Source organism: Clostridium sp. ZS2-4, from assembly GCF_026719745.1.
GTDB lineage: Bacteria > Bacillota > Clostridia > Clostridiales > Clostridiaceae > Clostridium_H.
In genome coordinates, this window is sequence record NZ_JAPPRQ010000024.1 from 1 (window position 1) to 24,898 (window position 24,898).

The 24,898-nt window shown below is 31.1% G+C and carries 36 protein-coding genes and 2 pseudogenes; 33 read left to right on the top strand and 5 right to left on the bottom strand.

The annotated features are described in order from the left end of the window. Positions 1 to 426: 426 nt before the first annotated feature. The 23 genes and pseudogenes from OIO11_RS17120 (at position 427) to OIO11_RS04470 (ending at position 13,146) form a co-directional block, all read left to right on the top strand. Entirely contained in the window at positions 427 to 963 is a 537-nt protein-coding gene (locus OIO11_RS17120; protein ID WP_326497916.1) for a conjugal transfer protein TrbL family protein, read from the top strand. Continuing rightward, positions 894 to 1,091 carry a conjugal transfer protein TrbL family protein gene (locus tag OIO11_RS17125; protein WP_326497917.1) on the top strand — a complete coding sequence of 66 codons (198 nt, stop codon included), beginning with the start codon at positions 894 to 896 and terminating at the stop codon, positions 1,089 to 1,091. The genes OIO11_RS17120 and OIO11_RS17125 overlap by 70 nt, the downstream gene beginning before the upstream one ends. Next, positions 1,078 to 1,257, top strand: a pseudogene (locus OIO11_RS17130) (conjugal transfer protein TrbL family protein); the annotation flags it as partial. The gene OIO11_RS17125 and the pseudogene OIO11_RS17130, both read left to right, overlap by 14 nt. Continuing rightward, positions 1,257 to 1,448 carry a mercury transporter gene (locus tag OIO11_RS04380; protein ID WP_268070149.1) on the top strand — a complete coding sequence of 64 codons (192 nt, stop codon included), beginning with the start codon at positions 1,257 to 1,259 and terminating at the stop codon, positions 1,446 to 1,448. The pseudogene OIO11_RS17130 and the gene OIO11_RS04380, both read left to right, overlap by 1 nt. A 103-nt stretch (positions 1,449 to 1,551) precedes the next feature. Then, a complete protein-coding gene (locus OIO11_RS04385) occupies positions 1,552 to 1,800 on the top strand; it encodes a type II toxin-antitoxin system prevent-host-death family antitoxin (RefSeq protein ID WP_268070150.1) in 249 nt (82 codons plus the stop codon). 2 nt (positions 1,801 to 1,802) lie between these two features. Next, positions 1,803 to 2,126, top strand: a complete 324-nt coding sequence (locus OIO11_RS04390; protein WP_268070151.1) for a type II toxin-antitoxin system RelE/ParE family toxin — start codon at positions 1,803 to 1,805, stop codon at positions 2,124 to 2,126. A gap of 185 nt (positions 2,127 to 2,311) precedes the next feature. Beyond that, positions 2,312 to 2,758 carry a hypothetical protein gene (locus OIO11_RS04395; RefSeq protein ID WP_268070152.1) on the top strand — a complete coding sequence of 149 codons (447 nt, stop codon included), beginning with the start codon at positions 2,312 to 2,314 and terminating at the stop codon, positions 2,756 to 2,758. Next, positions 2,758 to 3,366, top strand: a complete 609-nt coding sequence (locus OIO11_RS17200; protein ID WP_442781219.1) for a hypothetical protein — start codon at positions 2,758 to 2,760, stop codon at positions 3,364 to 3,366. Before OIO11_RS04395 ends, OIO11_RS17200 begins: the two co-directional genes overlap by 1 nt. A gap of 19 nt (positions 3,367 to 3,385) precedes the next feature. After that, entirely contained in the window at positions 3,386 to 3,907 is a 522-nt protein-coding gene (locus OIO11_RS17205; protein WP_442781222.1) for an ATPase, T2SS/T4P/T4SS family, read from the top strand. Further along, positions 3,894 to 4,823, top strand: coding sequence for a type II secretion system F family protein (locus tag OIO11_RS04405; RefSeq protein ID WP_268070153.1), 930 nt, complete (start codon positions 3,894 to 3,896; stop codon positions 4,821 to 4,823). Before OIO11_RS17205 ends, OIO11_RS04405 begins: the two co-directional genes overlap by 14 nt. 134 nt (positions 4,824 to 4,957) lie before the next feature. Next, positions 4,958 to 5,491 carry a GNAT family N-acetyltransferase gene (locus OIO11_RS04410; RefSeq protein WP_268070154.1) on the top strand — a complete coding sequence of 178 codons (534 nt, stop codon included), beginning with the start codon at positions 4,958 to 4,960 and terminating at the stop codon, positions 5,489 to 5,491. A 158-nt stretch (positions 5,492 to 5,649) separates the two neighbouring features. Further along, the gene (locus OIO11_RS04415; RefSeq protein ID WP_268070155.1) at positions 5,650 to 5,877 is read left to right on the top strand and encodes a hypothetical protein; all 228 of its coding nucleotides are present in this window, start codon (positions 5,650 to 5,652) and stop codon (positions 5,875 to 5,877) included. 185 nt (positions 5,878 to 6,062) lie between these two features. Continuing rightward, complete coding sequence (locus OIO11_RS04420; RefSeq protein WP_268070156.1) at positions 6,063 to 6,845, top strand: GNAT family N-acetyltransferase; 783 nt, start codon at positions 6,063 to 6,065, stop codon at positions 6,843 to 6,845. 123 nt (positions 6,846 to 6,968) lie between these two features. Next, positions 6,969 to 7,820 (top strand): GNAT family N-acetyltransferase, encoded by an 852-nt coding sequence (locus tag OIO11_RS04425; protein ID WP_268070157.1) that lies wholly within the window; start codon positions 6,969 to 6,971, stop codon positions 7,818 to 7,820. Next, positions 7,810 to 7,983 carry a hypothetical protein gene (locus OIO11_RS04430; RefSeq protein ID WP_268070158.1) on the top strand — a complete coding sequence of 58 codons (174 nt, stop codon included), beginning with the start codon at positions 7,810 to 7,812 and terminating at the stop codon, positions 7,981 to 7,983. The genes OIO11_RS04425 and OIO11_RS04430 overlap by 11 nt, the downstream gene beginning before the upstream one ends. Positions 7,984 to 8,208: 225 nt before the next feature. Next, positions 8,209 to 9,153, top strand: coding sequence for an NAD-dependent epimerase/dehydratase family protein (locus OIO11_RS04435; protein WP_268070159.1), 945 nt, complete (start codon positions 8,209 to 8,211; stop codon positions 9,151 to 9,153). A 29-nt stretch (positions 9,154 to 9,182) separates the two neighbouring features. Then, a complete protein-coding gene (locus tag OIO11_RS04440) occupies positions 9,183 to 9,680 on the top strand; it encodes a GNAT family N-acetyltransferase (RefSeq protein WP_268070160.1) in 498 nt (165 codons plus the stop codon). Between the two features lie 54 nt (positions 9,681 to 9,734). After that, positions 9,735 to 9,869, top strand: a complete 135-nt coding sequence (locus OIO11_RS04445; protein ID WP_268070161.1) for a hypothetical protein — start codon at positions 9,735 to 9,737, stop codon at positions 9,867 to 9,869. Positions 9,870 to 9,983: 114 nt separating this feature from the next. Then, on the top strand, positions 9,984 to 10,412 hold the full coding sequence (locus OIO11_RS04450) for a DJ-1/PfpI family protein (protein ID WP_268070162.1): 429 nt from the start codon (positions 9,984 to 9,986) through the stop codon (positions 10,410 to 10,412). A gap of 78 nt (positions 10,413 to 10,490) precedes the next feature. Then, positions 10,491 to 10,946, top strand: a complete 456-nt coding sequence (locus OIO11_RS04455; protein WP_268070163.1) for a GNAT family N-acetyltransferase — start codon at positions 10,491 to 10,493, stop codon at positions 10,944 to 10,946. 153 nt (positions 10,947 to 11,099) lie between these two features. After that, the gene (locus OIO11_RS04460; protein WP_268070189.1) at positions 11,100 to 11,528 is read left to right on the top strand and encodes an RNA polymerase sigma factor; all 429 of its coding nucleotides are present in this window, start codon (positions 11,100 to 11,102) and stop codon (positions 11,526 to 11,528) included. 186 nt (positions 11,529 to 11,714) lie between these two features. After that, positions 11,715 to 12,488, top strand: a complete 774-nt coding sequence (locus OIO11_RS04465) for a hypothetical protein (protein ID WP_268070164.1) — start codon at positions 11,715 to 11,717, stop codon at positions 12,486 to 12,488. A gap of 109 nt (positions 12,489 to 12,597) precedes the next feature. Continuing rightward, the gene (locus OIO11_RS04470) at positions 12,598 to 13,146 is read left to right on the top strand and encodes a GNAT family N-acetyltransferase (protein WP_268070165.1); all 549 of its coding nucleotides are present in this window, start codon (positions 12,598 to 12,600) and stop codon (positions 13,144 to 13,146) included. Between the two features lie 332 nt (positions 13,147 to 13,478). Here OIO11_RS04470 and OIO11_RS04475 read toward each other — a convergent pair whose 3' ends face one another. Next, complete coding sequence (locus OIO11_RS04475) at positions 13,479 to 14,633, bottom strand: IS91 family transposase (RefSeq protein ID WP_268070166.1); 1,155 nt, start codon at positions 14,631 to 14,633, stop codon at positions 13,479 to 13,481. Positions 14,634 to 14,637: 4 nt separating this feature from the next. After that, positions 14,638 to 15,486, bottom strand: a complete 849-nt coding sequence (locus tag OIO11_RS04480; RefSeq protein ID WP_268070167.1) for a tyrosine-type recombinase/integrase — start codon at positions 15,484 to 15,486, stop codon at positions 14,638 to 14,640. A 197-nt stretch (positions 15,487 to 15,683) separates the two neighbouring features. On the opposite strand from OIO11_RS04480, the gene OIO11_RS04485 reads away from it, so the two are divergent. The 8 genes from OIO11_RS04485 to OIO11_RS04520 all read left to right on the top strand — a co-directional run bounded on the left by OIO11_RS04485 (position 15,684) and on the right by OIO11_RS04520 (position 19,541). Further along, positions 15,684 to 15,836, top strand: a complete 153-nt coding sequence (locus OIO11_RS04485; protein WP_268070168.1) for a hypothetical protein — start codon at positions 15,684 to 15,686, stop codon at positions 15,834 to 15,836. Positions 15,837 to 16,062: 226 nt separating this feature from the next. Further along, on the top strand, positions 16,063 to 16,533 hold the full coding sequence (locus OIO11_RS04490) for a GNAT family N-acetyltransferase (protein ID WP_268070169.1): 471 nt from the start codon (positions 16,063 to 16,065) through the stop codon (positions 16,531 to 16,533). Positions 16,534 to 16,598: 65 nt separating this feature from the next. Then, positions 16,599 to 17,066 (top strand): VOC family protein, encoded by a 468-nt coding sequence (locus OIO11_RS04495; protein ID WP_268070170.1) that lies wholly within the window; start codon positions 16,599 to 16,601, stop codon positions 17,064 to 17,066. Positions 17,067 to 17,361: 295 nt separating this feature from the next. Then, entirely contained in the window at positions 17,362 to 17,562 is a 201-nt protein-coding gene (locus tag OIO11_RS04500) for a hypothetical protein (RefSeq protein ID WP_268070171.1), read from the top strand. A 414-nt stretch (positions 17,563 to 17,976) separates the two neighbouring features. After that, positions 17,977 to 18,240, top strand: a complete 264-nt coding sequence (locus OIO11_RS04505) for a hypothetical protein (protein ID WP_268070172.1) — start codon at positions 17,977 to 17,979, stop codon at positions 18,238 to 18,240. Next, on the top strand, positions 18,224 to 18,604 hold the full coding sequence (locus OIO11_RS04510) for a retropepsin-like aspartic protease (protein ID WP_268070173.1): 381 nt from the start codon (positions 18,224 to 18,226) through the stop codon (positions 18,602 to 18,604). The genes OIO11_RS04505 and OIO11_RS04510 overlap by 17 nt, the downstream gene beginning before the upstream one ends. Positions 18,605 to 18,705: 101 nt before the next feature. Continuing rightward, positions 18,706 to 18,927: a YdbC family protein gene (locus OIO11_RS04515; RefSeq protein WP_268070174.1), complete on the top strand. Its 222-nt coding sequence runs from the start codon at positions 18,706 to 18,708 to the stop codon at positions 18,925 to 18,927. A 209-nt stretch (positions 18,928 to 19,136) separates the two neighbouring features. Continuing rightward, positions 19,137 to 19,541 carry a helix-turn-helix domain-containing protein gene (locus tag OIO11_RS04520; protein WP_268070175.1) on the top strand — a complete coding sequence of 135 codons (405 nt, stop codon included), beginning with the start codon at positions 19,137 to 19,139 and terminating at the stop codon, positions 19,539 to 19,541. A gap of 118 nt (positions 19,542 to 19,659) precedes the next feature. Here the strand turns inward: OIO11_RS04520 and OIO11_RS04525 are convergent. Then, a pseudogene (locus OIO11_RS04525) lies at positions 19,660 to 19,842 on the bottom strand (IS3 family transposase); the annotation flags it as partial. A gap of 69 nt (positions 19,843 to 19,911) precedes the next feature. Here OIO11_RS04525 and OIO11_RS04530 point away from each other — a divergent pair. Both OIO11_RS04530 and OIO11_RS04535 read left to right on the top strand, forming a co-directional pair. After that, positions 19,912 to 20,259 (top strand): PadR family transcriptional regulator, encoded by a 348-nt coding sequence (locus tag OIO11_RS04530; RefSeq protein WP_268070176.1) that lies wholly within the window; start codon positions 19,912 to 19,914, stop codon positions 20,257 to 20,259. Continuing rightward, a complete protein-coding gene (locus OIO11_RS04535) occupies positions 20,247 to 21,200 on the top strand; it encodes a permease prefix domain 1-containing protein (RefSeq protein WP_268070177.1) in 954 nt (317 codons plus the stop codon). Before OIO11_RS04530 ends, OIO11_RS04535 begins: the two co-directional genes overlap by 13 nt. Positions 21,201 to 21,595: 395 nt before the next feature. Here the strand turns inward: OIO11_RS04535 and OIO11_RS04545 are convergent, their stop codons facing one another. After that, positions 21,596 to 24,178 (bottom strand): ABC transporter permease, encoded by a 2,583-nt coding sequence (locus OIO11_RS04545; protein ID WP_268070178.1) that lies wholly within the window; start codon positions 24,176 to 24,178, stop codon positions 21,596 to 21,598. After that, entirely contained in the window at positions 24,175 to 24,858 is a 684-nt protein-coding gene (locus OIO11_RS04550; RefSeq protein ID WP_268070179.1) for an ABC transporter ATP-binding protein, read from the bottom strand. Before OIO11_RS04550 ends, OIO11_RS04545 begins: the two co-directional genes overlap by 4 nt. Between the last annotated feature and the right edge of the window lie 40 nt (positions 24,859 to 24,898).

Consider the following 24,898-nt stretch of genomic DNA (forward strand, 5'->3'; position numbering starts at 1 on the left):
ACTTTTTCTACTCTTTTTTTATGGTAATAAAATTGACTTTTATTAAGGTTATTTTCAGCACAGAAATCTTTCACTGTTATTGTATCTTTAATAGAGTTAAATTTATTTAAATATTCCTCCCAGGCATAATTATCTAATTTTTTATACATAAGTAAACCTCCCATTGATAATCTTTTACTTAAGTTTATCAATGGGAGGATGTGTTTTCTAGGTACTTAATTTTTTACGCTTACATATAAAGTGAAACTTAATTCAGATGGAGTTTTTATTCCAACTGAATTTTAGTTGAACGAATCCAGGGACTTTACAATTCTTATCTCCCATTTGTAGAAGTGGGAGTATTAGAATTGTTAGTCATCGGATAAATCCATTTAAAGGGCTTAGGGATATAAAACTTAAGCCCTTTAAATATTGGTAGGTGATGATATGGAATACTTATTAGTGATTTTGATTGCAGGAATATTAAGTGGCTGCCTTACCTATGTAAATTCATTGTTAAATGACTTAGTACCTATTGCTTTATATGCAGAAAGATATATGGATACAATGCTGGGCACTAATGGTCTAACAGAAATATTTAATATTTTCTTTGGTTTTGGTGTTTCACTAATAGTATTGAAATTTTTAAAGAAAGGCTTTGAACAATATATTCTTTGGACAGAAGGAGATGCAGACGCAGATCCTATACTTATGCTTACAGGATTTTTTAAAGCACTAGCAATAGCAGTATGTTTTCCAACCTTATATAGTTGGTTAGGTAGAATTGTTGAAGATTTAACAGGTAAATTGATAAAGATAGTAAGTAAAGGCATGGTAACAGACTTTACAGCCATAATTAATGGAATATCAAGTACTGGTCTATTTACAGCCATTATTTCACTGATATTTTTTATATGCTTTTTTCTTTTATATCTTCAATTTTTAATGAGAGGAATGGAGATATTAATACTTCGCATAGAGTAGCCTGTGTTGGATTATTAGATGCAGATAATGGAGTATTCAGGACATATATTCAGAAGTTCTTTCAATCCACTTTAGCAGTATTAGTACAAATAGTTCTAGCAAAAAGTAGGAGTAGCTTTAATGCTTAATACTCATGTGTTTTGGGGTGTGGCAGCATTAATGCTAGCTATAAAAACTCCAAGATTCTTACAAGAATTTATCATTGTATCAGGTGGACATGGAGCGGGGATTATGGGCAATGTTTATCAATCTGTACGCTTAGTGCAAATGGCGAAAGGCGGTTTTAAAAAGTAATGGAATTAGTAAAAGAAATGGCAGAGGCTTTTACAATGCTTATTAGAGTAGGTGCAGTATTAAGAGTAGTTTATTGTTTCATAAGAATAGGAGCTTCAGAGAATGAAAGTGCTATGTATAAGAAAAGGGCTAAGAATACAGTGATGTTTTATGTACTTGCAGAAAGTATATGGCAGATTAAGAATTGGTAATAAGTTATTATAGTTAATTCGAAAAATGATGATAAATTTAGTGTTGTATTTTAAGTAAAATTAGCATACAATAATATCAACAATATTTCGAGAGGTGAAATGTATGCCAAATATAAAACCAATTTCAGATTTGCGTAATTACAATGAAGTTTTAAAGGATTGTCAAAATGGAGAGCCTGTTTTTCTTACAAAAAACGGAAGAGGGAAATATGTTCTTATTGATATGGAAGAGTATGAAAGACAGCAAACAATTTTAAAGCTTCTTGCAAAACTAAATGAGGCAGAGGAAGCTATTAAAACAGGAGAAGAATGGCAAACTCTAGATGATTTAAAAGCTAGCTTGGGGGGTTAGAAATGGGAGTAAAAATCAGAATTAACCCTGTAGCAAGTACTGATTTGCAGGAGATAAAAAAATATATATCAGAAGACAGTGTAGAAGCTGCTACAAAAATCGTTAAGGATATTATTGAAAAAATTGAAAGTTTAGCGGACTTCCCAGAGATAGGAACGATGTTAATGTACAAAATAAGATTAAAGAGTAAATACAGATATATTATATGTGGGCAATATCTCATTTTTTATATTTACGAAAATAATATAGTTTCAATTCAACGTGTTTTGCATGGAAAGAGAGACTATATGTCATTACTAAAAAATGATAATAAATTTAATAGTTAGACTAACACTTGGCATTTGTCAGGTGTTTTTCTTATTATATGGAGGTGTTTCAATGAATAATATATATGTTTACTAAAAGCACCGCATTTTATCTCAATTTCTACTAAAAGTTTTGCTGCAGGATTATCAGGAAAGCTTGAGACAGGAGATATTATTTCAATTATTGCATCTATGTAATTATTGTAATGTGTGATACATTGTGTCCTCAATCTATGATAGTTTTACCTTATGCTAAGGCAGATAAAAAATCACTTGAAATTGCTGATAAGGTAATAAGGCTTAAAAATGCAAATTTAAAAGCTATATCATATTTTGATTCTTATTTGCCATTATTAGCTGATAGAAAACTTGATGTAGATAATCATATTAAAGTTTTATCTGATGTAAAGAACAGTGAGCCTAAAGAGCAGATAAAGGAAAAATATCATGATATAAAATACGAGCTGCCGCATCTTGAAGAAATATCAGAACAATTTTTATGTGGTGAGCTTTTTCAAGGACTAAAATCAAAAGAAAAGGAAGAATATAATTCAATAATTAGAGACTTAATTACCTTAGTTTTTGATGAAAGCTTTGAAGTTAAAAAGAGTTCAGGGAAAGCTTTACCATGGTTTAGGGGAGGCAAGAAGTGATGAATAATGCTGCTCTATTTTTTAATTCAGGACAACACATTAAAGAATTTCCTGATATATTACAGGAGGTACAGGAGTACATTTCAAATAAATACTCAATACTAATATCAGGTAATCCAGAAAAACAGAGGGAGCAAATTAAAGCTTATATATCTAAATATCTTTTTAGAAAAGATGTAGAGGAAATCAATATAAATCAGTGGAGAGATATCAAAATTACTTATACAAATGGACAAATACTGCCTACAGAAGAAAAGTTCAATTCTCCGGAACATACAATTGATGTTATTAGGCGATTGCTTCATAAGTCAGGCATGATACTTGATAATTCACAACCTGTAGTAAGAGGACATTTATCAAATAAGATAAGAATTACTGTCTTTGGAAATGGAGTAATAGACCATGATAAAGGACTTGCAGTTTCTATCCGTATTGTTAATCCTCAAAAGCTAGAAAGAGAAGATTTTATAAATAACGGGACAGCCACAGCAGAAATGCTTGATTTTCTAAGCATTTGTTTAAGATATGGCTTAAGTATGTGTGTTACAGGGGCTACATCATCAGGAAAAACAACTTTGATGTGTAGTTCATACAGTTACAAGGTATAGTGAGGATAAAAAACAAAACATAGACCAAGAAAAATTACTTGAAAGTGCTTTAACATCTAATCCAGATTATATATGTGTGGCAGAGATGAAGGGAGAAGAATCCTTTTCAGCTCAAGAAGCAGCAAGGACAGGACACGCAGTTATTACAACAACCCATGCAAACTCATGTGAAGCCACATATTTTCGTATGGTTACTTTATGCAAGATGAAATATGATATTAATGATGATACCTTATATTCATTGGTAACAGAAGCTTTTCCTATTGTGTTTTTTTCGGAAAAGTTAGAGGATAATTCAAGAAAGATTATGGAGATTACAGAGTGTGAAATATTGCCCGATGGTAAAAGGCAAATTCGCACTCTTTTTCGTTATAACATCAAGGAAAATAAAGTTGTAGATGGAAAGCTAAAAATAATCGGTAATTATGAAAGGGTTAATAACATTTCAAAGAGCTTGCAAAAAAGACTTCTTGAAAATGGTATGCCTTTAAATATCCTTGATAGTTTGTTGAAAGAAGGTGATAGCAGTGACATTGCTTAAGATAAGAGCATTTTTAGGATTAGTTGCAGGAAGTTTTATACTTTTTTCTATTAATCCATTAGAATTTGCAGAGGCTATTTCAAAAATATTTAAGAGTAAAGAAAAAACACTTAAAGCTAAAGTTATAGAAGTTACCAAGAAGAAAAAGCAAAAAGGACTAAAGCTATTTATAGAAGAAATAAAGGATATTTTAGAAGCTACCAATAAAAGTGAGAAATTCTCAATCCTTTGTGTATTATCTTTTGCTTTATTTATTCTAGGTGTGATGGTAGCCATTTCTATGAATAACTTTTTCTTAATACCAGTACTTGCAGGAGGTTTTGCACTACTTCCATTTTGGTATATTAAGTTTACAGCTACTTTCTATAAGAAACAGTTGAATTCAGAGCTTGAAACAGCCTTATCAGTGATAACAACATCTTATCTAAGAAGTGAAAGTATAATTACAGCAGTGGATGAAAATATAACATATATCAATCCACCTGTAGCTAATGTATTTAAAAGCTTTCTTGCACAAACAAAGCTGATAAATTCTAATATGAAAATGGCATTAGAAAATCTAAAAACTAAGATTGATAATGATGTATTTAGAGAATGGGTTAATGGTGTTATTGCTTGCCAAGATGATAAAAATTTAAAGAGTACCTTAACACCAATAGTTGTAAAGCTTTCAGATATGAGAATTGTAAGTGCAGAGCTGGATTATCTTTTATATGAACCTATGAAAGAGTTTATTACCATGACAATACTTCTCATAGGAAATATACCACTGATGTACTTTCTAAATAAATCATGGTATGAAACCTTGATGTTTACAACTATAGGGAAAGTGATACTTGCTATATGTATTTTAGTGATATTTATATCATTGGCAGAAGTAATTAAATTAACTAAGCCTGTGGAGTATAAGAGGTAATGATTTGAATGCAGTATGTGGTAAAAAATTAGGTAATTTGATAAAAACATGTAATAAAAGTGATATAATTGTTTTGAGGCTGATAGAGAACAGTAGAAAAATGTGAACAGTTATCTAGATGGAGGGCGTTTAATATGGTAATAAAACTTGAAAGATTTAGTTATGAAGAAATTCCACAATTAATTTCGTGGATTCCTAATAAAGAATTCTTACTTCAATGGGCAGGGCCGTCATACACATTTGAATTATTAGAAAAACAACTTCAAAATGAGGTAAACATGATGTTGGAACAAAACTCCCCAAATTTAATGTTTAGTGCTAAACTAATTGAAAGCAATGAAACGGTAGGTCATATTCAGTTGTTAGGAATAGACAGAGTAAATATGTCCGCTCGAATAGGCAGAGTACTTGTAGGAGGAAAAGAAAATAGAAATAAAGGAATAGGATTGCAAATGATTAATGCTATTTTGGATATTACCTTTAATGAATTAAATCTACATAGGATTGATTTAGGAGTATTTGATTTTAATGCATCTGCGATTGCTTGTTATAAAAAAGCAGGATTTATTATTGAAGGAAATTTTAGAGAATGTAGAAAAATAAATGGACAATACTGGTCATTACTCAATATGAGCATTCTTGAAGATGAATATAGAAATTTAAAATAATATTATTTTAGAATTCAATAATTATCACCATCTATTTACAGTATTTTTTAGTGTATAGTAACGAGGCACAATAAAATTGTAAGATGTTACATATATGAAGAAGTAAAATTAGTCGGTGTACAAGCGACTACACTAGATATAGTAAGGAGGAATTAACTATGTTATCTATAGAATCAATTGACCCTTTTTTAATGCAATTAGTAATTATTCCATTTATAACTATTGGATGTGGAGTGGTAGCGTCAGTATTTTCGAAGAAGGTTTTTGTTGCTCCAATAGTAACATTAATTATTAATGCTTTAAATGAAATATATTATTTTAAACACTATTATTCAGAAATTAGTCTTACATCTTGGAATATTATTCTTCCTATAGTTTCATTGTAATTTCTTTAATAATAGTTCCATCGATTAAACCAAAGGAAAAGCCTCCTATTACTTAATAGTATAGGATTTTGTTTCAAAATATAAAGAAAATGCGTCGTGAAAAATATAATGTGTTAAAGCAAAATTGTAGAATAATACGCAACAATTAAACAAAATAATTTAGATGTTTAAAGGAGAATTATCTTATGAAAGGAGAATTGTATGAGAGAATATTAGAAACCGAATTAAAATATGTGAGATGTTTTTCAGGTTATATTGAAGAACAGAAAAGCATTACATTCAAAGATAGCAAATTGGTTGATATGTACATGCATAATTTCATTTTTTTAAAAGAATTAATAAAGAAGGATGAATTAAGGATTTTTATTGAAAATAAACTTGAAAAAGTTCAGAGAGAGAATAAGGAGTATCTGCATATCATGATGGATTATGGTATTCAGTGGCATGATTTAAAGGGGATGATTCCTGCGCCGGAGATTACAGAGTACTGCTACATGGCTATTACACCGAAAGATTTTAATAAATTGAAAATGAAGAATGACTGCTTTGTTCGAAAGGCAGATACCTTTAAAATACTAAGTGATGGAAACTTAGTAGATATACAAGCCAATAAAACAGCTATGGGAGAAGATTTTGCTAGAAAAAGAATCAAAAGAAAGATGGAAGAGTACAAGAACAATCCTAATTTAAATCTTTATGTATGTTACAAAGGAGATGTGCCTATAGGCAAATGTGAACTTTTAATAGAGGATGGCATCGCCAAGATTGAGGATTTTGATATAATTGAAGAATATCAAAATCAAGGTTATGGTACTTCCGTAGTACGTAAATTGTTAGAAGAATCTTTCAGTGAAAACGTTGATATAGCCTACTTAATAACAGATCATTTCGATACCGCCAAGGATATGTACAAAAAATGTGGCTTCTCCATATGTGGTATTAAGACATCAATCTTATTCGATCTTTAGAAAAAAATGGTAAATATTAGGAGTAGTAAATTTATAAGATAACTATTATCTTATGGCTGTTATAACGTAATATAAAGATACTGCTAAGTTAAGGATTATTACATTTTATGAGGTGGAATTTAAATGAGAATAGAAACAACAAATAGATTAACAGAAAATCAGATGACTGAAATTTTAAATTTAGAAACAGTGGCTTTTTGTGAAGATGCTTTAGAAAATTATGCTTTTTTATCAAATGAAATTAACTTTGATAAGACATTGCAGTGCTTCTATATAGGCTATGAAAATGATGAGTTGATTGCTTTTTTAACTACTTTTATGCCCACTTCTTATGAAGCAGAAATATTAGCGGTTACACATCCAGATCACAGAGGAAAAGGATGTTTTAAAAAACTATTTCAGACTGCTAAAGAAACGTTATTATTGGCAGGAATAAATAAAATTTTGTTGGTTATAGAACCGAAAAGCAAAAGTGGTGTTGAGGTTATAAAAAACTTTGAGTGTACTAAATTGGAGCGTTCAGAATACAGGATGTCTTATGATGGCTCGAAAACTTTGCCAGAATATCAGGATTTACAGTTTTTTGAGGTGAATAATCAAAACAAGGAAACATTTGCAGAAATTACACGAGATGCTTTTCCAGACCTAGAGGAAAGCAGTAATTTTATTGATACTGTAATTTTTTCTAAAAACCGAAAGGGATATATAGCTTATAAAGAAGACATTCCAGTAGGCGTTTTTGATTTTAATTATGAAGAAGGAGATACTTTCCTTTATGGTGTGGGGATTGCTAGACCATATCGTGGGAAAGGATTTGGAAAGCAACTGGTTGGGTTTGCATTGAATGAGGGGCTAAAAAAATTCGATAAAGTAGTACTTGATGTGGATTCAGAAAATCCAATAGCTTTTAATTTATATAAGAAGTGTGGATTTCAGATTGATTTTCAAGTTGATTATTATAGATATGAATTTTAGTAATACTATTATTCCATTGTTTTTTATTGCAATTATTTTAAAACAATTAAGATATATAAAAGAATTAATAATACCAACAAGAAAAAGTTATGTAGAAGTTATTACTATTCTAAAAGAAAATTTACCTAAACAAGCAAAATTACAAACAATATTCAATAAATAAAGGTATACATAATTGCAGAATATAATCAAGATTATAAATAGTTTAAAAGGTGCAATGCTTTCATATTATCCAAATATTGATGCAACGATTATAATTCTATGCAATCAAGATTGTAATATATGGCAGATGCACAGAGAAATTCAAACTATACTGTATTATGATTGCTTAATAAAATAAATAAAGGATAACATAAAAAATTATTGTTAATTAAAAGGGGGAAAGTGTATGAAAATATTAGTTATGGGGGGAACTGAATTTGTAAGCAGTTCGTTAACAAAATATTTAATATCCAAAGGTTATACTGTAGATATATTTACGAGAGGAATTAAACCTATTAAATATGTTGGAATTAGAAAACACTTAAAAGGTGATAGAAAATCGATTAAAGATTTAAAAGTAAATATTGCAAATGAAAGATATGATTATATTTTTGATATTTCAGCATATGTAAAGGATGATGTGCAAAAATTAATTGCCATTTTAAATAAAGAGAACTTAAAAAGGTATATATTTTGCAGTTCCGGTTCAGTATATATACCTTCAGATGAGATAGTTGCAGAAGAATTTACTCGAGGTGAAAACGTAAATTGGGGGAGCTATGGATTAGATAAAAAGAAAGCTGAAGATTATTTATTTGAATTATGGGAAAATGAAAAATTTCCTATAACTATATTTAGACCAACCTATATATATGGAGAAGAGAATAATTTATATAGAGAAATTTATTTATTTGATAGGGTAAAAAAGGGGTTAGATGTTCCTATACCAAATGGTAATGAAAAGACACAATTTATATATATAAGTGATTTAGTCAAAGTATTTGAAAGTGCTATACATACAGAGAAAACAGTAGGACAAGCATATAATGTAACCCATCCTCAAATATTAACATGGCAACAGTTAGTTGAAACAACCATGAAAGTAGTGAATAGAAAAGTAAATATAAAAAAAGTGGATAGTGAAAAAGTAAATATAAGTGTAAGAGAATATTTTCCTTTTAGAAATGTTACTTATCTATTAGATACAGAAAAAGCAAAAAAAGACGGATTGTATATGCCCAAAATTGATTTATTTAAAGGCGTAGAACTAGCGTATAAATGGTATTGTAATACTGAGCCAGAAGTAAAAGATCCTAAAATGAATAAAATTGATTTAGTATTAGATATATAAAGAATTTTGTGAACTTTAAGGAGGGTGTTATGGAAAAAATCGCATTAATTTTCCCAACAAAAGAATATGAGAGACAAATCTTGGATTACAAAAATGAATTTGAAACAAATGGTGATAGTATGGATGGTACTGCTGGATTACAAAAAGCTAGCAGTTTTGAAGAGTGGTTTTCTATGCTCATAGATAATTCAAAGGAAGAAACTGTGAGAACTGGGTTTGTCCCAGCATCCACATATTTAGCAATAAGACTTTGTGATCAGAGAGTAATTGGTATGATAGACATCCGTCATAGGCTAAATGAGTATTTACTTCAATTCGGTGGACATATTGGATATAGTGTAAGAAAATCTGAACGTAGAAAAGGATATGCAAAAGAAATGCTTAACTTGGCTTTGGAAAAATGTAAAGATATAAATATGGAAAAAGTTCTTGTTACTTGTGATAAAGAAAACATTGCATCATCAAGAACAATTATTCACAATGGTGGTGTGTTGGAAAATGAAGTTATAGAATCTTTAATTAATTAGTACCCAATTTTCTTATCGTATGTAACGATCAAATTAAAATAGGGGGTAGAAACTATGAATTCAACTTTTGTGATTTTACCATTTATTATATGGATATTATTTGCGGGTATTGGTATAATTCACTTCGTAGCTCTATATGGAAATGTTATGATGGAAAGTGGAAAATGCTTTTTAATCAAGGAACATTAACATCTCAATTATAATATAAATTATGATTAGAGTACAACATTCTTAAATAATTATATAAAAAGCTAGTATTCAAGTTAATAATTAAGCTACAATAGCAAAATATTGTAAAAAAGCTTGACATCAAGATTAATTACTGATGTATTAAATGAAGATATAGAAGGTTTAATAATTCCAGGTGGATGGTATGGTGAGACCAAATCTGAACTAATAGAATTAATTAATAATTTAAATTTAAAAGGAAAACTAGTAAGTGCTATATGTGGTATAGGAACAATATTTTTGGCAAAGGCAGGTGTTCTTCATAATGTTAAGTACACAACCCCAGCTTTTCAATGGACTCAAGAACATATTGATGTATTTGGAGAAAAAGATCCTTTCACAAGAGAAAACTTTGTTTCAGAAAGAGTAGTAAGAGATGGGAACATCATAATTGCTCAAGGGATAGCTTTTATTGACTTTGCAATAGAAATATGTGATTGGTTTAATTTGTTTCAAAGTAAAGAAGAGAGGGAGAACTTTGCTAAAAATATAAAGGGATTATAAAGAAGTATTTTAGCATTATAAATTCATAATATAAAGAAATTGTGTAGGAAATATATATTAAACATGGAGGGGTTTTTTATGAATATCTGCATAGTTGAGAAAGACATAACAGAAATTGAACTTATAAAGCCATTATGGGAACAACTTAATTCCATTCATCTTGATAAATCAGTTTATTTTAAGAATAAATATGGGAAATTTACCTTTAAAAAAAGAATAGACTCTATTTATGAAAAGGCACAAAAAGGTGTTATAAAACTTGATATACTTTTAGATAAGGATACTGGGAATTATATAGGGTATTGTTTAAGTTCAATTGAAGATAATTTAGGAGAAATAGAATCTATATATATTGAAAATCAGTATCGTAAGTTTAGATTAGGTGATAAACTTATGAAGAATGCTTTGAATTGGTTTGAATCAAAGTTAATAACAAATATTGAAATTAATGTAGTTTATGCAAATGATGAAGCATTGCCTTTTTATGAACGATATGGATTTCATGTTGGAAATTATATTTTAAAAAGAAACTAATGTTTAAGACAGATTTGCAAAATATTGTACACAATAAATGAATGCAAACTTTTGAATAAGATATTACATTCGCTGAAATGTAAAGGGCTGACACTAATTTGGTGTTAAGCTCTTTTTATATTGTTGATTTTGAATGTATAGTTTTACAAGTATATAAAGCAAAATTTAGTTCCGCATGGGTATCTTTCAATTATAAAAGCAGTACATATGTACAAGCTTGGTAGCAAATCCTACAATGGTTATTTTATAAATTCAATTGATAAAAACTTTTATGCTCTTTTAAAGGGAAAGATAAAGCATTACAGAGAAGTGCCTGATGAAAATATAATGAATAGGAATGAGCAATATGATTTTACACTGGAAGATGAGGTTATAGCTTATGAGGAAGTATTAAAACTTAGAACTGAGTTAGAGAAGTTAGCTCCAGAAGAAAGAGAAGTTATTGCCAAGTACTACCTAATGGAGAAGAGCTATAAGGAAATAGCAGCTGATAGTGATAAAACTGTTTCACAGGTGAGATATTTGAGAAATAAGGGAATTGAGAAGTTGAAAGAAGAGTATAAAGATGAGGAGGATAAGTAAAGGAATTTATAGCGAAAATTAAAAAGAATGAGATGAAGAATAACTCTAGGTATATTAGGTGCTTAGGGTTATTTTTTATGGTAAATATACATTAATTTGTTATAATTAGGTTTAATATGATATAATTTGATATGGTGTGATGTTGCAATATATAAAGATGTTATGAATTTATAGGAGAATGATTATATGAAAAAAGCAATTTGTTTTTTATTAACGTCTATTATATTTTTAATATTTATGATAACGAATAAGTATATTCCTAAAGAAGTAACTTCAGAAAGAAATTCTTCGTCGGAGTTCAAAATTTTAAATAATGTTGAAAATAAAGATATTAAAATAACAGAAATGACTGTTGATGAATATTGCAAAAAATTAGCTAAAGAAAAAAATATTACATTTCAAGAAGCTAAAGAATTAAATGAAAAAGATAATAAGATTAATATAGAAGAGTTAAATAAAAAATATCCCAAACTTAATTTAAGAAAAGATGAAACAGGAAATTCAATAAATTCTTTAACTGATGAGAGCAATTACATTAAATATGAGAATGTTGAAATTAATAATTATTTTGGGGGAACAAATAAAAAAGATAAAAAGTATAATAAGACAAAAGATTTTGAAAAACCTAAAGAATTCACAATAACCCTTAGTGCTATAGCTAAAGTGTATAAAAAAGGTTCTTTCTTAGAAGTACTTACTGTTGATGAAAATCAAACATGTTCATATATTACTTCAAAAGACAAATATAAATGGAAGCAACTGAATTTACTAGCTTATGTAAATAAAAATGGAAGAAATGTAACTTTTACAGGAAGAGGAGTTGCTTATAAAGAAATAGATACTAGTTGCCAAAAGCAGTATGAAAAATTAGAATTTCCTGTTTCAGATTTTGGTTCAGGAACTTATTATGCTAGGAGATTTTGCAAAATTTATGGTACAGTAGAATTAGGTACTTCTTAAATTAAAAAAAGCCTTTAATGGCTTTGATAAATTGCTTAAAAAGTTTGTTAATTATAAATCTATAATAATTGAATAATCGTAACATATGATGAAATAAAGGAGAAAATATATGGATAAGTTAGTAACTGATAGATTAATATTAAGAGAATGGAAAGAAACTGATAGCAAGGATTTATATGAATATGGAAAAAGTGAATTAGTAGGCCCTAATGCTGGGTGGCCACCACATAAAAATGAAGAAGAAAGTAAAGAAATTATAAAAATGTTTATTAGAAATAATGATACATATGCTATTGTTTTAAAATCAGATAATAAAGTTATTGGTGGAATTGGGCTTCACGATAGAAAACCAGATGATAGTCTTAGTGAATTAAAGCAGAAAGAAATAGGGTATGTTTTAAATCCTAAATATTGGGGAAAAGGAATTATTCCAGAGGCAGTAAATTGTTTAATTAAATATGGTTTTAATGAACTAAATTTAGATTTAATTTGGTGTGGACATTTTGATTTTAATAATAAATCAAAAAGAGTAAACGAGAAATGTGGATTTAAATATAGATTTAGTAAAAATGAAAATTTAAAACTTTTAGATAATAAGGAAGTTACTACTTTATATTATTGTATGTTTAAATCTGACTATGCTGAACATACTAAATAACTTAATTATTACAACACAATATGAGTTGGCTTGATTGCGATGTTGAGGGTAAAAAATAGCATATATATAAGCCTTACAAGTGATTTAAACTTGATTTAGGTTAAATATATATGTACACCTCAATATCGCAATCAATTATAAGAACGGAATCGCTAAAAGCGGCAGCGCCCCCTATGGGAATTCAAAAATTCATATCTGGATTTTTGAATAAGAAATTCTCATTATTTTCCTAATACTAGTATAATTTTAACCAGAAAATCATGGCTAATACCTATTTTAGTATATAGCTTCCCCCTCCCCATAATCAAGAGCTTATTCACTTTTCCTTTTATTTATGGAGGTGAAGCACTTCGAGGCATTAATTTTCCTATTTTTATTAAATTTCCCTTCTCACACTTTTTACACTTGCCTATTTTAATTCCAGTTAATTTAAAAAACAGCTCCGCTGACGATAGTTTTTCAAACTCTTTGGGTTTAACCCTAAAAATTTCTAGGCAGCGTTTGAACTTTAATTTCTTATTTCTATTCCCTAAAATACCATAATGTCTTATCTTTACAAACCTGTCGGGTAATATATGCATTGAAAATCTTCTAATGAATTCTTCAGGTTTTAAAGACATTATCTTTTCTTTACTTTTATCTTTATAATCTCTCCACTTAAATATAATTTTTTCTTTATCAACTTTAATAATTCTATTATTAGATATAGCAACTCTGTGAGTATATCTTCCTAAATATTGCAATACGTATTCTGCACTACTAAAAGGAGCTTTACTATAAACAATCCATTCTTTTTTATATAACTCATCTTTAAATGCATTAAATATGTATCTAGATTGTAATTCATTAATCTTTGGAGGAAATTTCAACTTATTTCTTTTATAAAGCTGATCTAGGTAAAAAAGATATTTCCCTCTAAACATTCGTGAAAGTACCTTTACTGGAATAAAGAATTTTTTCTTTGATTTTATCCATCTACTATTGTCAAAGCTTAAGCCGCCGCCAGGAACTATACAATGTATATGAGGATGATACATTAAGTTTTGTCCCCAAGTATGCAATACGGTTGTAAAACCTATATTTGCATTTAAATATTTCTTATCTTTTCCTAGCTTAAGTAAGGTTTCAGAAACAGCTGTAAAAAGAATAGAATACATTTCCTTTTGATTAAACAATGTTAAAGAATTTAATTGTTCAGGTATAGTAAAAACAATATGAAAGTAATGAGTTGGTAACAGTGACTTACTCCTCTCATAAATCCACATTTCCTTGGCGTAAGCCTGACATTTTGGACAATGACGATTTCTACAAGAGTTATATGAAATTTTAGTTTCTCCACACTCATCACATTCGTACACATGACCTCCAAGTGCAGCAGTTCTACAATCCTTAATTGAGTATAATGCTTTTAGAATATTAGGTGGTAATTTCCTTGCCTTAATATAAGACTCTCCATGCAACTCCATAATATCTTGAAGTGAATTCATAAATTCAATCTAACGTATCTAAAGGACTTGTTATATTTAACGTATGGTAGTCCCTTACATGTAAGTATATTGAGGTTGTTTTCATATTAGAATGACCCATTAGTGCTTGAATAGTTACTAAATCAACACCATCATTCATTAAATGAGTTGCAAAAGAATGTCTTAAAGTATGTGGCGAAGCCTTTTTAGTTATCCCTGCCTTCAACAATGCTTTCTCCATAGCATGCTCTATGCAGCGTCTGCTTAGTGGTTTCTTTGTTTGTCTAGATATAAACAAGTAATCCTCCGGAGAATAATTTTTATACCCAAACTTCTTCCAATATACTCTTAGTAATTCTAAGTTTTTTTGAGATAATAAAGTATACCGTTCTTTATTACGCTTACCACTTCTAACTCTAATCTTCATTTCAGCACTTATAATATCTGATATTCTTAGGTTTATAACCTCGCTAACGCGTAAACCTCCAGAATATATAGTTGATAGAATTGCTTTATGCTTTAAATAAGTGGTAGATTCCAATAAAAGTTTTACTTCTTCTTTTGTTAAATACTTAGGCAATTTCTTATCATATCTAAGTCTTGGAACTCTTAAATCACTCCATGTCCCTTCAAGTGTTACAACATAAAAAAATTTTAGGGTACTATTAATATAATTTACAGTTCCTCTGCATAATTTTTTCACATTTATGCAATAATCTAAATAGTTGATAATATTTTGCTCGCCTAAGAGTTCGGGTGGCTGATTATAAAATTTTGAAAAATTTTTCATAATCCAAACCATATTTTTAATAGTAGACTGGCTACGCCCTCGAATTTCTAGGTCTTTAACCATTTTGTCTATTTTTTTATACATTTTATCACTCCTTTAAAAGGCGTGTAAAATGTGAGAAGTGAAGCTTCCTTGAGAAAGAAACTTCACTTCTTATTTTTTCCATATAAACATTGATTTAATCACTATCGCAAGCTGTCGCTTTTAGCGATTTAGTTCTATAAAGAAATTACGAAGTAATATTTTGATACATATCTATATAATTCAAGGAGCTGAATGTTTTGAAAATAAAAAATATAAAAGAGAAATTCATAGTTTGGTCAATAGCAATTTTAATTGGATTTATACTTACTTTAACAAAACAAAATAAATTATTGGTTATTATTACAATTACTGGAACACCTTTTTTATATTATAAAATAAAAAAAGAATAATGTTTTAGCAGATACATAATAGCAAAATATAGTGACATACTGTCTATGATAAATAAAAGCTCCAGTACTTACGGGGCTTTTTTGTTTTTAACTTAATATGGTATAATTGGACATACATAGCTGTTGAACAATTTAAAGAAAGTATGTCGTAAGAAAATATAATTTGTTAAGACAAATTTATATTTAAAGCCGAAGAAAGATTATATTTTATTTGAGGGGGATAATTATGATAGAACTACAAAAAATCACTGATGATAATTTTGATGAATGTATTAAATTAGAACCAAAAGAAGAACAAAAAAGTTATGTTGCAAGTAATATATGCAGTCTTGCAGAGGCATATGTTGCTTTAACAAATAATGAGTGCATTCCTATGCCTTATGCCATTTATGACAATGATATCATGGTAGGATTTATAATGTTATCATATAATGAAGAAGATGAGAATGATGATGAAAATGCTTATTGGGTATGTAGATTAATGATTGACAAACGATATCAGGGCAAAGGTTATGGTAAGGAAGCTATGACAAAGGCACTTGAATTGATTAGGACCTTCCCGTATGGAAAAGCTTCGGTAGTTTCTCTTTCTTATGAACCAGAGAATGTGGGAGCAAAGACGCTTTACGCATCTTTGGGTTTTGTGGAAACAGGTAAGATTGAAGATGGTGAATTGGTAGCAAAACTGGCTTTGTAGAACCGATAATTATAAGATTATACGAAGTAAAGATTATTTATATAATCTTCGTGAGGAGGCGTACAATGAAATTCTCAAATCCATTAATAGTTGTTTCGAATATGGAAAAGGCAAAGCGATTTTACTATGAAGTGCTTGGTTTAAAAGTTGTTGTTGATTTTGGTGCAAATGTGACTTTAACAGGTGGTATTGCATTACAGACAAAGGATACCTGGTCGACTTTTATTCACAAACAGAATAGTGAAATTATTTTTGGAGGAAATGTAGCAGAGTTATATTTTGAAGAAGATGATTTTGATGGTTTTATTCAAAAGATGAATGACATTGCAGACATTAAATATGTACATCCTATGGTAGAACATTCTTGGGGACAGCGTGTTGTTCGGTTCTATGACCCTGATAAGCATATTATTGAAGTCGGAGAAAATATGCTTATGGTTGTCAGACGATTCTTAAATAGTGGTCTATCAATTGAAGAAACTGCTATTAGAATGGATGTACCAGTTGATTATGTGAAATCTTGCTTAGAGTAGATTATGAGTATAACCTGTAGTAAGTTGATTGCACAATATTCTTAAATCACGATGCAAAAGATTAAAAATTAAGAAAGTAGTTAAGACATAATAGCAAAATATTACCGCGTAACTAAAGTTTAGGTAGCTGTAGGAATTTTTTATAAGAATCTAATTTATTTTAAGATAAAAAATATGAATGATATATGTTATAAATACTTTTAAAATTGTTTAGTAATTAATAATTAAACTTTAGCAAGTCATATGAGATACTAAGCATATAGTTTGCAAATTAATTACTAAACGAAGACTTGAGATGGCAAGAGTAACTAAAAAAATACTTGAAGAGAAGATAGAACAGCTAGAAAAAATTAATGATTATAATATGCAGGAAATCAGTAAGCTTAATGTTGAAATAGATAATTTGAGAGATAAAGAAAATATAGTATCCAGAGAAGAATTTGATTTTCTGTTTAAGCAGTTGGAAGAAAGGCTTATTCAAATAAAGAAGTTATAGAGAGAATCTATAATTTATATTTAAATGGTAGCAGCTTAAATTGGCTTATAAAAGGAAGACAGGCTCAGAAAAATAAGGATAATTCTCATGCTATTTTTGAATGGGAATATGATTTAAAGAGATTAAAGAAAAAGTATGGAGTGATTAATTAACAACTAATCTAGAGTATGTGCTATTTTTAGTTTAGTTAAAAAAGCAACGTGAAAAACTGGATTTTAAGTTTAAATATAACGGGTAGCAAAATTCGATTTTGCCACCCGTTTGACATCCATGAGAAAGTTATAATTAAATATTATAAAATATGATAAAATATAACTATACAAAAATGTATATAACAAAACATCCTTTGATATTTTTAAATTGATAAAGAAACTGTTTAAATTATGAGAATATATAGAGAAAGGTGGAATAGCAGTGAAATGGAATGAAATAAGAGAAAAATATCCTAATCAATTTGTGTTATTAAAAGCTTTAAAAAGTCATGTGAATGGAGATAAAAAGATTGTAGATGATGTTGCTCTAGTTAAGATAATTGAAAACTCTAAAGAAGCTAATGAACTGCTTATTAGAAGTAAAGGAGATACTTTTGTATTTCATACAGCTAAAGATGAACTATCTTTGACCATTGTACAAAATCCTGTTTATAGAGGTATAGATAATTATGAAAATAGCATATAAGAATGGACTTTTGTATACTTCTTTAGAAATGATATACAAAGGTAAATGGAAAATAGTTAATGATATTATTATAGATACAGGAGCTGCACATACAATAATTTCTCCAGATGCAGTTACAGAATTAGGAGTTGAACCTGATGGCGAAGATGAATTCGTAACTATGTATGGAATTGGTGGAGAACAATATGCTTATAGAAAATCTATTGAGGGTATAAAATTATGTGAGCATAAATTAAAGGATATAAAAATTGATTTTGGGTTAATAGATGATTATGGAAAAATTAATGGTCTATTAGGGTTAGATATTTTACTAAAATTAAATGTTAATATAAATCTAAAAAACTTAACTTTAACTATGGAATAAATTATTTGATGGTTAATTTATAATATGTTTTTTGAAATGCCATTAGTAGAAAACATTGGTAAAAAGAGTGGAAATTAATAATATATAGGGAGAAGTAAACAATGCCAGATATAAAATATGAAATCAAAGAAACTATAGGAGTAGTTTCAGAATCCTCAAAAGGATGGTCAAAAGAACTAAATTTAATCAGCTGGAGCGGAAGAGATCCTAAATACGATTTAAGAGATTGGGCACCTGAACATGAAAAGATGGGAAAAGGTATAACTCTATCAGCTGAGGAATTGAAAAAGTTGAGAGATATATTGAATGAGATGGAGCTGTAAGAATTAAAGAATATAAGAATAAAACTTCTTAGGAATTTTGGGGGTTTTATTCTTATATTTGTAAAGTTCCAATGGTTTATTATTGATACATTTGTAAAAATTATTTTTACAAATGTATCTTTTTTTACATCTATGGCATATAACATAGATACAAGAGGCTAAGCAATTGATAATTGTTTAGTACAGTATGAGGAATATAGGAGGTTAACATGGAGATTATAGAAAAGTATACTGATAACCAATTAAAAGCTTATATTTATGACAATAGATTAAAGATAGGTGAAAATCTTCTTAAACTTATAAAAGATAATCGTTATACAAAATCATCATTTTCAAAGTTAACAGGCATCTCAAGACCAACTATTGACAAGTTAATTAAAGGTGAAATAGATAACAATACAACTTTAAAAAACCATGTAGATAAGATATTAACTACTTTCAATATAAGCTTAGAAGAATTAATAAATTTTGAATGCAAACAATTGAACAATAAGGAAATTATAGTTGCATCTAATAATGCACCTGAAAATCATGAAATAAGTGATAGTGCAAAGAGAATATTTTCAATTATTGATGATATAGTTGATCTTTGTGAAATTTATTGTGATAGGTAGGTGAAAGAATGTCTAGATATATAACATCCTCTAATTTGGATGAAGTTATAGCGGAAAATAAAAAAATTAAAAATTAGATAAAATGGTCCCCGTGTCAAGGACATTATAAAAAAAGGGATTAAGCAACATTTAAAAGATGATTTCTAAATTGTTTAGGAGTCATCTTTTTTAATCCCCATTGGCATCTATGATTATTATAGTAATCTATGTAATCATCGACTTTATTAATCACATCTTCAAGTGTAAAACATAATTTAAAGTCTACTTCATCCTTCATATGACCAAAAAAAGATTCTTGTGGGGTACATAACATAAAGTACTTTACAGTATAGAGTAATTTATGCTATTATGTTGCTGCGAGGTGAAAAAATTGGAAATAAATAAAGAAATGGTAAAAGGATACATTGAAAGTATAATATTGAGTTTACTGGTAGATGAAGACTTATATGGTTATGAAATTGCCAAAAGAATAAGAGGTACAAGTGAAGAAACTTTTGAGATTAAAGAAGGAACAATGTACGTTGTATTAAAAAGACTTCAGAATAATGAACTTATACAATCCTATTGGGATGATTCAATAAGTGGAGGTGGAAGGCGAAGGTATCATCATATAACTGATAAGGGTAAAAAGTATTTAGAGAATTCAAAGGAAGAATGGGAATTTTTTAAGAGTATAGTAGATAAATTTTTGGGGGAGGAACGAAAATGGACAGAATAGATAAATACATAAATTCTATATACAAAGACATAAGTAATTCTTCTAAAGAAACAGAAGAATTAAAACAAGAAATGAGAAATCACTTAAATGAAACAGTAAAAGAACTGCAAGAATGCGGAATTAGTGAAGAAGAAAGTGTTAGTATTGCTTTAGAAAGATTTGGGGAAGAATTTCAGATAAGAAATGAACTAAATCAGGTATTAAAGTTTCAAAAAGTATTTGCTCGAAAAATACTAATAGCATCATTAGTTTTGTTGGGAATATCTGCTATATTATTTATAACATCACTTTTTGTATCTCAAGGCTATCGTAAAAGATATAGGATTATGAATGATCAAATTGAATTGATAGAAAAAAAGTTAGTGAATGAAGGAATTACAAGTGTTGATACATATCTAAAAGAAATTTTTAAAGATGAAAAAAATAACCAATTTACTTATATAGCCATAAAAGAATTACCACAAAACTTTGATAATACTAAAAATGATGAATTATTTCCTGGAGAGATAAAGTACAGTTATCCTGAAAAAATAAAAGATGAATACTATTGGAATAGGTTTGGACATGAAGTAGTAGCAAATAATATTAAATATTTTTTAGAAACAGGAGTCAAGACTTCTGCCAACACAGATAGCTGTAGTTTGTATATTGGATTAGCAATTTTAACTTTTGTGGTATGTTGGGTACTATGGATAATATGGTCAATAATAAATGTTTCTAGGTACCGAAAGTTAACTACTAAATGGTGTATGCTATTAATTTTAACAGGCATTATAGGATACTTTATATTTTTAATCTCTGTTAATCCAAATAATGTTGCTAATAATAAAAAAATAACGTTATATGTTAGTATATTTTGTTTTACAGTAATCGCATTAGTAGTATATTATATATTAAGTGAGCCTTACAGGTTTAAAAGTTTATGTGAATTAATCTTTTAATATGAAGAATTAAAAGAGCGGACAAACGGCTGCTTCTAAAATACGTAAATACTCCTTTGCAATGCTTATATGCTTTGTTTTAATGTATCTTGGAGTAATGGCAGTAGAAATTGTTAAGTCACTTGGAAATATGTTTTAGGGGGGAAAGGTGAAGAAACTTCTTAAATGCAAACGTAGAGAAGGGTATATTGATACTGTTGTAAGCAAGCTCAGCCAAGTCTTCGCAACGCTCCCAGGGGGTTATTAACAAATTGTTAACAATTTGTTTTGCTAATACACACTCCGAATTTCCAATTTTGAAAAAGAAAAACGGCGGTTTTGATTGTTATTTCAAAACCGCCGCATATCCATATTTTGGTCGCAAAACATTATCTGCCACAACTATCAATTTTAAATTAAGTCATGTCATCTCGAAGTGCGTCAATAATATTTTCTCTTTTTATCTTGCGAGTGGCATAAAGCATTGTAATGAACACTACAAAGAGCACGCTGAATACGCTGATTCCGATACTGACCCACGGGAACACAAAATCGATATTGTCAGCCCCGCCGGCAACCATCCATTTGTAAATCAGCCAAGAAGAGATTGATGCTATGGGAAGCCCGAAGAGCAACGCCCTCATGCCATAAAAGACACACTCGAAATTCATCATCTTTTGGAAATCGCGGTCAGACATCCCCACAGAGCGGAGCATGGCAAGCTCCCGCCGGCGCAGTTTGATATTCGTGGAAATGGTGTTGAACACATTGGCAACCGCAATCAGCGAAATCATAATGATAAAAGTATAAGCGAACACGTTGGCAATGAATATGTAATTGCGGTTCTCATCAAGTATTTTATAAGAATTGTACAGGGTATAACTGGATTTAATTTCCGCACCCTTAATCATCGCTTCCATTTTAGCCGCCGACTGTGTGGGATTCTTTGACCGAAAGGTCAAGCCCTTAATAGCTACATGGGTATCGGGGGTTTCAAACTTCTCTTTGAGCGAATAGGGGGCCATCACCCTAAAAAAAATCGGATTCTTCGACCTGGAGTTTCCTAAGATCGGGAGTGTATCAGGCGGAACGGTATTGACAAACGTAATGCTTACGTTTTGCCCCTGTTCCATCTTCGGTTTGCCATTTATTTCGGGAGCGATGGTAAAATTCATGGAAGAACTCTTGAACATATCAATAAACTTGTCAACCTCCTGATTGGCTTTCATGTGGCTTGTCATTTTGGCAACTGCGATCATTTTCGCATTTTGCCCGGTATATTCCTCTGCGGGTAAGCCCAAGCCTTTGATAATGTTCAGATACGCGTTGTCATCAAGAAACTGGATTTCCATTGGCAGATTAACCGTTTCGTGCGGCGAATGTGAACCCGCGTATTCCCAGTAATAGTCTGAAAGATCGCTTGCTTTGGCAGCGCATGAATACTTCATAAGCGCTTGATACGAGCTTTCGTAAACACCGTCGGTGGTTTTTAGTTTGTCGTAAAGCTGCAACATTTTGCTATCGTCCATGTCCTGCGTGGCCAAACCGATGTCATAGGTAGTAAACGCTACTGCCCGCTCCGACGCCTGTTTCATATCCGTTACAAAAGCACTGGTCGATATAAACAGCACTATGCTTAAAACAAGTGATAGCACAATGCTGCGATAGCGTTTCTTGTTTCTTTTAAAATTCTTTAGCGCAAGGGTTCCCTCCAAACCGTAAATACGCTGCGCCAGTTTTGACGTTTTCACGGCTTTGGATTCAACTTTGACCTCGTTCGTCTGGCGAATACTCTCCATAACGGGAGTGCTTGCAGCCTTCCTGGCCGGAATATAGGCCGAAATCAGAATCGTAACCATGCTAACCGTCGCCGCAACGACAATTACGGGGATGGACACTTTCAAGGTTAAAGGTACGTTGCTGTACATAACGTTCCCGAAATTCCCAGCGACAACGGAAATCACAAGCCTGATACTGCCTATGCCAACAATAACGCCAATCGGTATGCCGACTACACCAATGCAAAGTCCCTCAAACAGCACCGAATTTCGCAGTTGCTTTGCTGTGGCTCCTACCGACGAGAGAATCCCAAACTGGTGTGTGCGTTCGTTCAGCGATATGTTGAACGAATTATAAATCAGAAAAATCGAGCCTATCATTATCAAGGCAACCAAAATGCCGCCAACCGAGTACAGAAGCGTGTTGAACATATTATCGTCCGAAAGACCCATGAAGCGCAGCACATTATCGTTAAAGACATAGCTATGGCTTCCGGCTGTACTGCTTGCGTAAGCGTGAACACCACGCGGTTTTTTAAGCGTGACAAATAGGTTTAAGCTGTCCGCTTTGTCTTGTGCATCTGCTTTCGTTATCAAGGTATATCCCGGCGCGGAAGATTCCTCAAAACCGGGTCTTTGGCAGATACCGACAACCGTGTAAGTTCTTTCGGCTTTTGGCACAAGAGTTTCTTTCCCGGAAATGTAAGGGGCGTGTTGACCGAGATTCTTGTTGCCATTCATGCGGCTTCCGACAGCAAGTGAAAGCGTGTCACCCTCCGCGAATTTAACGCCGCCGTTTGCTTCGACGCTCATCGAAACAAGAATCTCCCCACTGTTTTTCGGCAATCTACCTGAAACCAGGGTTATGGGCAAGGTATCAAAGGCTTCCTTGCTAAATCCGGCTATAAAAAGATACGGCTTGTTGGGGTTTTTCCCTCCGTCAAGTTTTGCGTAGCCGATATTTTCAAATGTTGCGGTGTTTGCAACTCCATTGTCGAGAGTTCGTTCCTGTGCGAAAGAGGAATCAACGTTCAAAAACTCGACGTGCCAACCGCCGTATTTCTGGGCCGCGCCGTTTGCCAGATAGTTCAGCAGGGAAACGCCAAAGGTAGCGACTGCCGTAATCATGGCAGCGGACAGGATAACTCCGATAACCGTTACAATCGTTCGTGTGCGACTCTTTTTCATGCCTTGCAGGGTAACTTTGTTTAAAATGTTCATGGTCTCACCCTCTCGTCTCGCACTACTTTGCCATCTGATATGCCGATAATGCGGTCTGCTTGCAGGGCGATATTTTCGTCATGCGTGACGACGATAAGGGTCTGCCGATATTTTTGATTGCTTAATTTCAGCAGATTGATAATTTCATGTCCATTTCGGCTGTCCAAACTGCCAGTGGGTTCGTCGGCAAGCATGACCGCCGGGGCGTTCATCAAAGCGCGTCCTATGGAAACACGCTGTTGCTGACCGCCCGAAAGCTGATTGGGTAAATGCGTTTTTCGGGCTTTTAGCCCAAGCAGGTCCAACAAGTCATTCAGGCGTTCCTCGTTGACCTGCCGCTTGTCCATCAGTATAGGCAAGGTGATGTTTTCCACCACATTTAGAGTGGGAATGAGGTTGTGAAACTGGTAAATCAGCCCAACCTGCCGCCTGCGGAAAATGGCGAGTTTTTCATTGCTTTGGGCATATACATCCTGCCCGTCCAAATACACCTTTCCGCTTGTCGGCACGTCCACGCCACCGATGATGTGAAGCAATGTGGATTTGCCGGAGCCGGAGGAGCCGATGATTGCGGTAAACTCCCCCTTTTCGATTGTAAGCGAAACATGGTCAAGTGCGGTAACTTGGTTTTCGCCCTTGCCGTAGACCTTACATAGATTTTCAATTTTTAAAAATTCCATTATGTGAGTCTCCTTTCTAATGGTTTACCTATATAATAGA